11 protein-coding genes and 1 pseudogene are annotated in these 11,638 nt (G+C 71.9%); 7 read left to right on the top strand and 5 right to left on the bottom strand.

The window, feature by feature from the left end; all coding sequences use genetic code 11:
* Positions 1-227: 227 nt before the first annotated feature.
* Both IA22_RS37645 and IA22_RS0122395 read right to left on the bottom strand, forming a co-directional pair.
* A pseudogene (locus IA22_RS37645) lies at positions 228-351 on the bottom strand (RICIN domain-containing protein); the annotation flags it as partial.
* 12 nt (positions 352-363) lie between these two features.
* The gene (locus IA22_RS0122395; RefSeq protein ID WP_015579715.1) at positions 364-1,377 is read right to left on the bottom strand and encodes a LacI family DNA-binding transcriptional regulator; all 1,014 of its coding nucleotides are present in this window, start codon (positions 1,375-1,377) and stop codon (positions 364-366) included.
* A gap of 231 nt (positions 1,378-1,608) precedes the next feature.
* Here IA22_RS0122395 and IA22_RS0122390 point away from each other — a divergent pair, with 231 nt between their 5' ends.
* On the top strand, positions 1,609-2,550 hold the full coding sequence (locus IA22_RS0122390; protein WP_015579716.1) for a glycoside hydrolase family 6 protein: 942 nt from the start codon (positions 1,609-1,611) through the stop codon (positions 2,548-2,550).
* 502 nt (positions 2,551-3,052) lie between these two features.
* Positions 3,053-4,336 carry a YncE family protein gene (locus IA22_RS0122385; RefSeq protein ID WP_190875174.1) on the top strand — a complete coding sequence of 428 codons (1,284 nt, stop codon included), beginning with the start codon at positions 3,053-3,055 and terminating at the stop codon, positions 4,334-4,336.
* 74 nt (positions 4,337-4,410) lie between these two features.
* Here the strand turns inward: IA22_RS0122385 and IA22_RS0122380 are convergent, their stop codons facing one another.
* From IA22_RS0122380 to IA22_RS0122370, 3 genes are all read right to left on the bottom strand, one after another.
* Positions 4,411-5,319, bottom strand: a complete 909-nt coding sequence (locus IA22_RS0122380; RefSeq protein ID WP_081889877.1) for a DUF2510 domain-containing protein — start codon at positions 5,317-5,319, stop codon at positions 4,411-4,413.
* Positions 5,320-5,464: 145 nt separating this feature from the next.
* Entirely contained in the window at positions 5,465-6,136 is a 672-nt protein-coding gene (locus tag IA22_RS0122375) for a response regulator (protein ID WP_030124627.1), read from the bottom strand.
* Between the two features lie 4 nt (positions 6,137-6,140).
* Positions 6,141-7,094 carry a HAMP domain-containing sensor histidine kinase gene (locus IA22_RS0122370; RefSeq protein ID WP_014152736.1) on the bottom strand — a complete coding sequence of 318 codons (954 nt, stop codon included), beginning with the start codon at positions 7,092-7,094 and terminating at the stop codon, positions 6,141-6,143.
* A 229-nt stretch (positions 7,095-7,323) separates the two neighbouring features.
* Between IA22_RS0122370 and IA22_RS0122365 the strand changes: the two genes are divergently transcribed.
* The 5 genes from IA22_RS0122365 to IA22_RS0122345 all read left to right on the top strand — a co-directional run bounded on the left by IA22_RS0122365 (position 7,324) and on the right by IA22_RS0122345 (position 11,567).
* Positions 7,324-7,602: a DUF3040 domain-containing protein gene (locus IA22_RS0122365; RefSeq protein ID WP_014152735.1), complete on the top strand. Its 279-nt coding sequence runs from the start codon at positions 7,324-7,326 to the stop codon at positions 7,600-7,602.
* A gap of 148 nt (positions 7,603-7,750) precedes the next feature.
* Complete coding sequence (locus IA22_RS0122360) at positions 7,751-8,482, top strand: FadR/GntR family transcriptional regulator (protein ID WP_015579721.1); 732 nt, start codon at positions 7,751-7,753, stop codon at positions 8,480-8,482.
* A 141-nt stretch (positions 8,483-8,623) separates the two neighbouring features.
* On the top strand, positions 8,624-9,391 hold the full coding sequence (locus IA22_RS0122355) for a (Fe-S)-binding protein (RefSeq protein ID WP_015579722.1): 768 nt from the start codon (positions 8,624-8,626) through the stop codon (positions 9,389-9,391).
* Positions 9,388-10,932 carry a lactate utilization protein B gene (locus tag IA22_RS0122350; RefSeq protein ID WP_030124626.1) on the top strand — a complete coding sequence of 515 codons (1,545 nt, stop codon included), beginning with the start codon at positions 9,388-9,390 and terminating at the stop codon, positions 10,930-10,932. The genes IA22_RS0122355 and IA22_RS0122350 overlap by 4 nt, the downstream gene beginning before the upstream one ends.
* The gene (locus tag IA22_RS0122345) at positions 10,929-11,567 is read left to right on the top strand and encodes a LutC/YkgG family protein (RefSeq protein ID WP_015579723.1); all 639 of its coding nucleotides are present in this window, start codon (positions 10,929-10,931) and stop codon (positions 11,565-11,567) included. Before IA22_RS0122350 ends, IA22_RS0122345 begins: the two co-directional genes overlap by 4 nt.
* Positions 11,568-11,638: the final 71 nt, after the last annotated feature.

Raw genomic sequence — 11,638 nt, 5'->3', positions numbered from 1 at the left:
AGCTACGACGCCGGACTCCACCTCCGAGCCTCTCTGATCTGGATCAACGACCTCTTACCGACGACCGAATGATCACAACCTCACACAGGCCCTAGCGGCCTGGGCCCCGATGTACCGACGCCCGGGGCCCGGCCGCAGCCGGAGCCGGGGCGGGGCGAATGCGGCAGCCGTGCGGGAGGCCGTGGCCGGGGTGTTGCCGCTCTGGACGTGACGCAGTGCCGTGTCGCTCACGCGCGGGTCCACTTCTGGTCGGCCTGGCCGTTACAGGTCCACAGCACCAGCGGGGATTCTGTTGGCTGTGCCGGACCCGCCGGCGTCGAGGCACAGTCCGGAGCGGACGTTGCGGATCGTGGCAGTGAGAGGTCAGGTGCTGGCCCGGACGGTCAGGCGGGTGGGGAGAACCAGGGGAGTGGGGTCCTGCCCGTTGACGAGCGCGACGAGCATGCGCGCCATCTCCCGTCCGAGAGCCTCTACAGGCTGATGGACGGTGGTGAGCGGCGGATCGGCGACCTGGGCGATCGCCAGGTCGTCGAAGCCGACCACGGCGACCTCGGCGGGGACCCGTCGGCCGGCCTTCCGCACGGTGCGCAGCGCTCCCGCCGCCATGTTGTCGTTGGCGGCGAACACTCCGTCCACGTCGGGGTGTTCCGCCAGCAGCGCGGCCATGGCTGCGGCCCCGCTGCGCTCCGTGAAGTCCCCCTCCGTCGGTGGGAACGGATCGAGACCGGCGCCCAGCATGGCGTCCCGGTAGCCGCGGTACCGGGCGCGCCCGGCTTCGGTGTCCAGACGCCCGCAGATCACGGCCACGCGCCTTCGGCCGCGTGAGACCAGATGCTCGGTCGCCTCACGCGCTCCGCCGACGTTGTCCACGTCCACGTACCACCGGGGAACCGAACCGACGGGGCGCCCGCCGAACACGACGGGCATCTGCGCCTCGTCGGCCATCCGGGTCAGCGGATCGTCCTCGCGCAGCGCCATCAGCATCACACCGTCCGCGCCCCTGGACCGCAGGAGCTCCTCGACCCGTTTACGGCCCCGGTCGGATGCGGCCAGGCACAGCATCAGATGCAGGTCCGCCGAGTCCAGGGCGGCCGACGCTCCCACGATCACCCGGGCGAAGAACGGATCGGCGAAGATCGACGGATCTTCCCCCGAGATGACCAGGGCGGCCGCTCCCGTCTGGCGGGTGGCCAGCGCGCGGGCGGTTGAATTGCGTGTGTAACCGAGTTGCCGCACGGCCCGTTCGACGGCCTCGCGTTTTGTGCGGCTCACGTGCGGTGCGTTGTTGAGGGCACGGGAGGCCACTGAGCGGGAAACACCGGCGTGTTCGGCCACCTCGTCGAGCGTCGGATGCCGACGCGGCGCTGCTTCTGCCATGACTCGTGAGTCTTTCACAGGCTGGGAGGCGCCAGGGGCGCACACATTGGGACCGCTTCCGGTGCAGTGGCCTACTGGGGCCTGGTCACTCGGGGAGAATCGAATGCTGCGCCGCATATTGACAGCCAACCGCCCCACCCGCACGATTGGGACCGCTTCCAGTGGGAGCGCTCCCAAAGTCACGTCCTCTGAAATCGAGGTACTGTCTTGAGCCGCAAACTTCGCACCCTGATGGCAGCGCTCTGTGCGCTGCCGCTGGCGTTCGCCGCCGCACCCCCGGCCCACGCCGCCGACCCCACCACCATGACCAACGGGTTCTACGCGGATCCCGACTCGAGCGCGAGCCGGTGGGCGGCCGCCAACCCCGGCGACGGCCGGGCCGCCGCGATCAACGCCTCCATCGCCAACACACCCATGGCCCGCTGGTTCGGCTCCTGGAGCGGCGCCATCGGCACCGCGGCAGGCGCCTACGCCGGAGCGGCGGACGGCCGGGACAAGCTGCCCGTCCTCGTCGCCTACAACATCTACAACCGTGACTACTGCGGCGGGCACTCCGCCGGTGGAGCCGCTTCGCCGTCCGCGTACGCCGACTGGATCGCTCGGTTCGCCGGAGGTATCGCGGCCCGCCCGGCCGTCGTCATCCTCGAACCGGACTCTCTCGGAGACTACGGCTGCATGAACCCGGCCCAGATCGACGAACGCGAGGCCATGCTCACCAACGCCCTCGTCCAGTTCAACCGCCAAGCTCCCAACACCTGGGTCTATATGGATGCCGGCAACCCGCGCTGGGCCGACGCGGCAACCATGGCCCGGCGTCTCCACGAAGCCGGTCTGCGACAGGCCCACGGCTTCTCGCTCAACGTCTCCAACTACATCACCACCGCCGAGAACACCGCCTACGGCAACGCCGTCAACAATGAACTGGCCGCTCGCTACGGCTACACCAAGCCGTTCGTCGTGGACACCAGCCGCAACGGCAACGGCTCCAACGGCGAGTGGTGCAACCCCTCCGGCCGCCGCATCGGCACGCCCACCCGGACAGGTGGAGGCGCCGAGATGCTCCTGTGGATCAAGACTCCGGGCGAGTCCGACGGCAACTGCGGTGTGGGATCCGGCTCCACGGCCGGCCAGTTCCTCCCCGAGGTCGCCTACAAGATGATCTACGGCTACTGATCCGGGGAGTCCCGCCGTCGCCCAGGCGACCGCAATCCGCCGACGGGGCGGGCACTCCCCCCGACCATCTCACCGGAGAGGGGCCGACGCGCCCCCCTCCTTGAGAGCCGGCCCCGCGATTTCGTGAGGCGGGCTGTCCGGCAGACGGGCAGGAGAGCAGAACACGCCTCTGAGCGGCAAGAATGACGATTGTCGAGGTCTTCCTTCCTGCCACCGTCGGAGGCACCTCCACGGTGATTACCCACTCGGGTGAACTGGCGGCCTGGCGGCCGGTCTCGTTTTCGAGGGGAGGTCCGGGCCGCGATCACGGGATCCGCACCGGCTCCCCGAGCGGGTGGGTCGTCCGATCGGCTGACCCACCCGTCAGCCGTGTCGCCCACTGAGTTTGTCCGACGGGCCGAAGGGACCGCGCGGGTCCGTCGGGGAGGCTGGGGGAGTCAGCGCGCACCGTGACGGCGCAGGGATCGCCATGGTGCGGCGGAACCACAGGAAGGTGCCATCGATGAGCGCCAGGGCCGACGGGCATCGCACGCGCACCCCCGCCCCGACGACCGGGTCGGGCGAGGGCCACCGCCCCCGACCCGTGGCGAGGAGACGCACGGCGTTCCTCGCCGCCGCGGCATCGGCCGCCGTCACCGTGGTACTCGCCGGATGCGCCCCCGACGCCCGTACGTCACCGTCCTCGACCGCCCCCTCCTCGACCGCCCCCTCCTCGACCGCCCCCTCCGCGCGGTCCGGTTCCGCGCAGAAGGACGACCGCCCGGCCCGCCTGCCGGGGGGAACGATCCTGGTCACGGACTTCGGGGCCGACACCGTCACCTTCGTCGGCCCTCCGGGCAGGGCGACGGCCGGCCGGCAGTCGGTCGAGGTCGGCACGGCCCCGTACGGCATCGTGCTCGGCGCCGACGGCACGGCGTGGGTGGCGACGGCCGAAGGGGTGGCCGCGGTGGACACCGTGACCCGGAGAAGGACCGCCCTTGTCCCGTACGCGACCGACACGGGGCCCGTGACCACGGGCGAGTACCGGGGCGGTGGCATGGGGATCGCACTCTCCCCGGACGGGGGCACCGTCTACGTCGGAGTCCACGTACCCGGAGCGCGCGGCACCCTCGAAGCCATCGACACGGAGCGGCGCGCCGTGGTCGACACCGTCCCGGTCGGCCGCCGGCCCTTCGACGTCGACGTCTCGGGTGACGGGCGTCGGATCTACGCGACCGGCCACGACTCCTTCGACGTCACGGTCGTCGACGCGGCGGCGTGGACGAGCCGGCGCGTCGAAGTGGCCCCGTACGGGACCGAAGGGGGCCTCGGCTCCTGGCTCAAGCCGCACTACGCCGCCGTACGCCCCTCGGACGGAGCGCTCCTCCTGCCCTTCGAGGGGGAACGACTCGCCGTGGTCGACCCGGACACCGGGCGGGTCCGCGTCGAGCGCATGACGGCCGACACCCACCAGCACGGGGTGGCGGTGACGGAGGACGGGACGCTGTTCGCGGTCGGTACCGGCCCCATCGATCCCTCCACGGACGCCGGCCCCTCGCTGACCGTCCGTGCGCCCGACGGGGAGGAACGCGTCATCCCTCTGGACGGCCCGCACGAGGACGTGGTGGTGACCGCCGACGGCCGGACCGCCTACGTCTCGGGCGGGTTCACACGTGACGGCTACTGGGACGGCATCAGCGTGGTGGACGTGGCGACGGGCGAGGTGACACGGGTGCCTGCCGGCACGCGGCCGCTGGGCATGGTGCTTCTCGGCGGCGTCGCGCCCGCGGACACCGACGCGGGGTGAGAGCGCTCCGGGGGCCGCGTGCCGGAGGCCGTACCGGAAGGGTCCGGTACGGCCTCCGAGGTGGACCGGGTCCGTCAGGCGGTCTCGCCGGTACCGGTTCCGGCACCGTCCGCCTTCTTGATGCCCCGGGTGATCTCGTCCAGGACCGAGAGCTTCGGGGCCTCGGAGTTGATGTCGAAGCCGGAGCGGACGACCACCAGCATGCTCGCCGTGCGGGGGGAGGGGAAGGCGAGCGACTCGACGTAGCCGTCGTCGCCGTTCTTCGTCACCACCTTCCAGCGCACCTGGTAGCCCTTCTGCCCGGCGACCGTGACCGCCCGGGACGCGAGTTCCTCGTGCGAGGTGATGCCGCCGTAGATCTTCTCGCCGTAGGACTCCTCGGCGTTGGCCTTGATGTCGGCCTCCGCCGCGGCCTTCGCCGTGGTCGCCTCGACCTTCAGGGCCTGAGCCGGTGCGGAGAACACCCCGCCCCGCACGCACTTCTCGGACTCGTCGCCGGGGCAGGCGTAGTCGCCGGTCGTCACACCCGCGCCGATCGGCCCGGACTGGCCCTTCCAACCGTCGGGTACCGGGATGCTGATCCCGCTGGCGGCGTCGGTGGCGTACCCGTCCTCCGTCTGCGGCATCTGCTGGTCGGGGTTGCCGCCCCCGCCCCCGCCCCCACCGCCGTCCTGCCCGCCGTTGCCGCCCTGCCCGCCCTCGCCGTTCCGGCCATCCGGCAGGCGGGGGCTCTGCGAGGGGGCCGAGGCCGAACCGCCCGCGCTGTCACCGGACCTGTCGCCCAGCACGTACGCGCCGCCCCCTACGGCCGCGAGTACGACGATGCCGGCGGCGATGCCCGCGCCGATGCGCATGCGGCGGCGCCGGACCGTGGCGGGCGGTATCCGGAGCTGGTCGGTCCAGCGGGCCCCGTCCCACCAGCGTTCCTGGGCGGGGCCGATTCCTGAGTGCCCGGGGTCTGGATGCCAGCCGGGCGGGGTCATCTGGGTCACAGGAGCACCGTAATCGTACTGAGTGAGAATCGTATGAAACGCACAGCTGTCCGTCCTCGGTCCCCCGGGCGTAGGCCCCGCGCGGAGGGCCGCAACTCCCGTGACCGCCGGGCGGGATGCCGGCCTGTCCCGGCTCCTACGGCTCGATCAGCCCCGCCCTGATCGCGTACCGGGTGAGTTCGAGACGGTCACGGAGCCCCAGCTTCTGCAGCAGATTGGCCCGGTGCCGCTCCACCGTCTTGACGCTGATCACGAGCATGCCCGCGATCTCCTTCGACGAGTGGCCCTCGGCGACCAGTTTGAGGATCTCCTCCTCGCGCTCGGTGATCGCCCGGTCCGGTACGTCGCCGCCGTCCCTGACCCGGTCCAGGTAGTTCCGGATGAGGGCGGTGACCGCGCCCGGGTAGAGGAACGGCTCGTCGCGCATGGCGGCGCGGCAGGCCTCGACGAGATCCCGGTCGGCGACCGACTTCAGCACGAAGCCCGAGGCGCCGGCCTTCAGCGCCTCGAAGAAGTACTGCTCGTTGTCGTACATGGTCAGCATCAGGATGCGCAGCTCCGGCATGACCCGGGACAGTTCACGTGCCGCCTGAAGCCCCGTCAGGCGGGGCATCGCGATGTCCAGCACGGCCAGATCCGGCCGCTCGGACCGGGCCATCTCGATGGCCTCGGCGCCGTCACCGGCCTCGGCGACGACCTGGAGGTCCGGTTCGCCGTCGAGGATCAGCCGCACGCCGCGGCGCACCAGCGCGTGATCGTCGGCGAGCAGGATGCGGGTCTCGGGGGAGCCGTCGGGGGAGTGGGGCATGATCTCAGGCGTTTCCGTTCCGTACAGGGACGTCGAGGCGTACGTCCGTGCCGCCCGTCGCGCCGGTGGAGAGGGTGAGGGTGGCACCGATGAGCAGGGCGCGTTCGCGCATGCCGCGCAGACCCGCGCCCTCGTGAGCGTCCCCCAGGCCGCGGCCGTCGTCGCGGATGCGCAGCTCCACCCCGCCCGGGCGGCGGCGCAGGGAGAGTTCGAGCAGGGTCGCCCCGGCGTGCCGGACCGTGTTGGTGAACGCCTCCTGGGCGATGCGGTAGACGACGAGTTCCGCCTCCTTCCCGAGCGGTGGCAGGTCCTTCTCCATCCGCCGCCGGATCGTCAGTCCCCTGGGCGTCGGCGTCTCGGTGGTCAGCGCCGTGAGAGCGCTGACCAGCCCGAGCTCCTCCAGCACCCCGGGGCGCAGGCGCCGTGCGATCCGGCGGATCTCGTCGAGGCTCCCCCGGGTGATCTCCTGGACCTGCGTCAGTTCCTCGCGCAGGGGCTCCGGGGCGTGACCGGTGACCCGCTTCAGCTCCAGCAGCACCGCGGTCAGGGTCTGGCCCACCTCGTCGTGCAACTCCTGCGCCACCCGGCGGCGTTCGTCCTCCTGGGCCCCGAGCGCACGGGCGTTGCTGGTCGCACGCTCCGCCTCCAGCCGGTCGAGCATGCTGTTGAACGTCTCGATCAGCGCCGCGACCTCCCCCTCCCCGGCGACCTCCGGGCGCGGCCGCGGACTCAGCAGGTCGATGGTCGCCATCGCCCGGGTGACCCGTTGCAGCGGTGCGAGGCCCAGCCGCAGGAGCAGCGCGTTCGCGCCGAGCATCAGCGTCATGCCGCCGGCCAGGATCAAGGCCTCCGTCAGCACCACCGGGGCGGACACGGTGATCGGGCCGAGCAGCAGCAGGGCCCCGGCGGCGACCAGCACCGCGGCGTTGAGCAGGAAGATGCGCCAGAACAGGGACAAGACCGCACGGCCTCCTTCGGACGGTTCGCGGGCGTTCGACTGCCTCCACTATCGCCGGTCGGCGCCGTCGCGCGGCCACGGCTCCGACCCGTGGCGGCGTCTGCATGGCGGCCCCCCTCGAAGATGGGTGTCAGCCCCGATGTCCCCGACCCCCCTCCGGCGCCGAGGATGGAGTCGGATCCGAAGGATTCCGATCCGACCGATCCATCTCATCCGGGAGGGAGTCACCATGGCCCACTACGACGAGCGGCTGCACGGTTTCGAGGACCGGCTGCGCCGCGACGAACCCGAACACGCCGGTGCCCCGGAGCGGCACGCCTCGCGCTCCTTCCGCCCCGGCCCGACGACGTGGCTGTGGCTCGCCGTCGGTGTCGTCGGTCTGCTGACCGGCATCTTCATCGGGCACGGCCTTCTCATCGCCGCCGGCCTGGTGGTGGCCGGAATGGCGGGACAGCTTCTCGACCCGCAGCGGAGCAGGCGGCGGGGCGGCGTACCACGGCCCCGCTGAGCCGCCCGCCGCAGCGTCGACGAGCCACCCGCGGCCCGGTCGGAGCGGTGTGACCGCCCTGACCGGGCCACCCCCGGGCTTTGGTCCGACCACACGTGCTGTGTGACATAGTCGGAGCATGCGTATCGCCGGGAACAGGGAGTAGCGGATGCCCGTCGAGTGGCAGCCCGTGCGGCAGTCCCGCACCCATGAGCTCGTCCTCCAGAGCATCGAGGAGCGGGTCTTCGCCGGAGAGCTCAAGGCGGGTGACCGCCTGCCGGCCGAGCGGGAGCTGGCGCCGGTCCTCGGCGTCAGCCGCTCCGCGCTGCGCGAGGCGCTCAGGGTGCTGGAGACCATCGGGGTCCTGGTCGCCCAGCCCGGCCGCGGCCCCGACTCCGGGGCGCGCATCGTGCGCAACCCGGACGACGCGCTCGGACGGCTGCTGCGCCTGCACTTCGCGCTCGGCAGCTACAGCTTGCACGACGTGCTCGAGGCGCGCGTCGTCCTGGAGCGTTCCAGCTGGGAGGCCGCCGCCCGGCACGCCCGCGCCGAGGACCTCGACGCCGCGGGGGAGCTCGTGGCGCGGATGGGTGAGCCCGACGTGGGCGTGGCCGAGTTCAACGACCTGGACACCCGCTTCCACGTGCTGATCGCGGGGAGTTCGGGCAACGCGCTCACCTCCACCCTCACGTCGGCGGTGCGTGAATCCGTCCGTCCTCTCATCCTGCGGGCCCTGGAGGACGCCGGCGACTGGCCCGCGACGGCGGGTGCGCTGAACGCCCAGCACGAACGGCTGCTGCGCCTGGTGCGCGAGGGGCGTGGCGCCGAGGCCGCCGACCTGGTCGAGGAGCACATCCGGGGGCTGCACGGGACCCTGGTCGACGAGAAGGGTGCCCCGTAGGGGCGCGAAGGCCGAGGAACGGGAGCGGGGACGGTGCACGGGCACCGTCCCCGCTCCCGTTCCCGCTTCGCGGGCGTGCCCGCACGCTTCCCCAAGCGGACCGAGGCTAGTATGGTCGGACCTTAAATTCGAGGAGGTCCCATGCGTATCGGACTCTTCGCCACCTGTCTGGGAGACACGCTCTTCCCGGAGGCGGTGAAATCCACCGCGGTGCTGCTCGCCCGCCTGGGTCACGACGTGGTCTTCCCGCCGGGCCAGACCTGCTGCGGCCAGATGCACGTCAACACCGGCTACCAGCGCGAGCCCGTCCCCCTGGTACGCAACTTCGCCGAGCAGTTCGGCGACACCTCCATCGACGCCGTCGTCATGCCGTCCGCGTCGTGCGCGGGCTCGGTCCGCCACCAGCACGAGATCGTGGCCGAACGCTACGGGGACGCCGCGCTGCGCGCCGGGGTCGCCACCGTCAAGGCCAAGACGTACGAGCTCTCCGAGCTCCTCGTCGACGTCCTCGGCGTCACCCGGGTCGGCGCCTACTTCCCGCACCGCGTCACCTACCACCCCACCTGCCACTCCCTGCGCATGCTCCGGGTCGGCGACAAGCCGCTGCGACTGCTGCGCGCCGTCGAGGAGATCGACCTGGTGGAGCTTCCCGAGGCCGACGCGTGCTGCGGCTTCGGCGGCACCTTCGCCCTCAAGAACTCCGAGACGTCCACCGCCATGCTCCAGGACAAGATGCACCACATCTCCGGGACGAAGGCCGACGTGTGCACCGCCGGTGACTCCTCCTGCCTGATGCAGATCGGCGGCGGACTCTCCCGCATCAGGTCCGGCACGCGCACCCTGCACCTGGCCCAGATCCTCGGCTCGACCCGCACCGCGCCGTACGCCCTGACGGAGGCCGCCCTATGAGTACGTTCCTCGGCATGCCCACCGCCCCGCCCCGCTCCCCGTACGGAACGGGTCATCTGCGCGGCGACCGGACCTTCCCCGAGGCGGCCCACGACGAACTCCGCAACGAGCAACTGCGCCGCAACCTCGGCAGGGCCACCCGCACCATCCGTACCAAGCGGCTGGACGTCACCGGTGAACTCCCCGACTGGGAGCAGCTGCGCGACGCCGGATCGGCCATCAAGACCGACACCATGAACCGGCTTCCCGAACTCCTGGAACAGCTGGAGCGGAAGGTCACCGAGCGCGGCGGCACGGTGCACTGGGCACGCGACGGTGTCGAGGCCAACGAGATCGTCACCCGGCTGATCCGGGCCACCGGCAGCAGCGACGTCATCAAGGTCAAGTCGATGGCCACCCAGGAGATCGGTCTCAACGAGCACCTCGAAGCGGCGGGGATCACCCCGTACGAGACCGACCTGGCCGAGCTCATCGTCCAGCTCGCCGACGACCGGCCCTCGCACATCCTGGTGCCCGCGATCCACCGCAACCGGGACGAGATCCGGCAGATCTTCCTCGACGAGATCCCCGGCGTCGACCCCGACCTCGACAACGTGCCCGCGCGCCTCGCGGCAGCGGCCCGCGCCTATCTCCGCGAGAAGTTCATGACGACCAGGGTGGCCGTGTCCGGTGCCAACTTCGGCATCGCGGAGACCGGCACCCTCACCGTCGTCGAGTCCGAGGGCAACGGCCGGATGTGCCTCACCCTGCCCGACACCCTCATCACCGTGATGGGCATCGAGAAGGTCCTGCCCCGCCATCAGGACCTGGAGGTGTTCCTCCAGTTGCTGCCCCGGTCCTCGACCGGTGAGCGGATGAACCCGTACACCTCCATGTGGACGGGGGTGACACCGGGCGACGGGCCGCAGGACTTCCACCTGGTCCTCCTCGACAACGGCCGCACCGCCGCGCTCGCCGACGCGATCGGCCGTGAGGCGCTCAACTGCATCCGCTGCTCGGCCTGCCTCAACGTCTGCCCCGTGTACGAACGGGCCGGCGGCCACGCGTACGGATCGACGTACCCCGGCCCGATCGGGGCGGTCCTCACTCCGCAGCTCGCCGGGATGCACGCGGCGAAGAACGACCCCAACAGCTCCCTGCCGTACGCCTCCAGCCTCTGCGGCGCCTGCTTCGACGCCTGTCCCGTGAAGATCGACATCCCCTCGATGCTCGTGGAGCTCCGCCACCAGCACACCGAACAGTCGGGCACCACGGCGGAGAAGCTGGCCATGAAGGCGGCGGCAGCGGTGATGAGCAGGCCCACGCTCTTCACCGCGGCGCAGAAGGCCGCCTCCCTCGGGAGGGCCGTCGGCGGGCGTGACGGCACCGTCCCGCGTCTGCCGGCCCCGTTCGGCGGCTGGAGCGACAGCCGTGACCTGGCGGCTCCGCCCAAGCAGTCCTTCCGCGCCTGGCTGTCGTCGGCGGAGGGCGCCGAGACGATGCGTGCCGCCGCCGAGGAGGGCGCGGGACGCACCGCCGACACCCCCGAGGAGGACCGGTGACCACCCCCACCGCACGCGAGACGGTGCTCGGCCGGATCAGGGACGCCCTGGCCCTCGCACCCGCCCCCGACACCGTGATCCCGCGTACCTACCGCACCGGCCGCACGCTCCCGGACGGTGAGCGCCTCGCACTGCTGACCGACCGGCTCGTCGACTACAGGGCGACGGTCCACCCCTGCACCGCCGACCGCACGGCCGAGGTGGTCGCCGGCATCCTGAACGAGCGCGGCGCCCGCCGGATCGGTGTCCCGGACGGGCTGGACGAGCGGTGGCTCGGCGCCTACGACGGCGAGGTCCGCCGGGACTCCGCGGACGTCCCCGCGCCGAGCCTCGACGCACTGGACGGCGTCGTGACCGCGTCCGCCGTCAGCTGCGCCGAGACCGGCACGATCTTCCTGGACGGCTCACCCGACCAGGGCCGGCGTGCGCTGTCGCTCGTCCCCGACCTCCATGTCTGCGTCGTCGACCTGTCCTCGGTCGTGGCAGGCGTCCCGGAGGCGGTGGCCCGGCTGGTGCCGGAGAGGCCGACCACCCTGATCAGCGGCCCCTCGGCCACGTCCGACATCGAACTGGAACGGGTGGAGGGGGTCCACGGCCCCCGCACCCTCGCCGTGGTGATCCGCACCGACGCCTGAGGGCACCGTGCCCGGCCCGGCGGACGGCAGCGGCCGGTGACGGCGCCCGGCGGCTGCCCGGAAGGGCCGCC

It is taken from the genome of Kitasatospora papulosa (genome assembly GCF_000717245.1).
GTDB classification, from domain to species: Bacteria; Actinomycetota; Actinomycetes; order Streptomycetales; family Streptomycetaceae; genus Streptomyces; species Streptomyces papulosus.
Note: the sequence above shows the minus strand (reverse complement) of the source record. Positions and strands in the feature narration are given on the sequence as shown.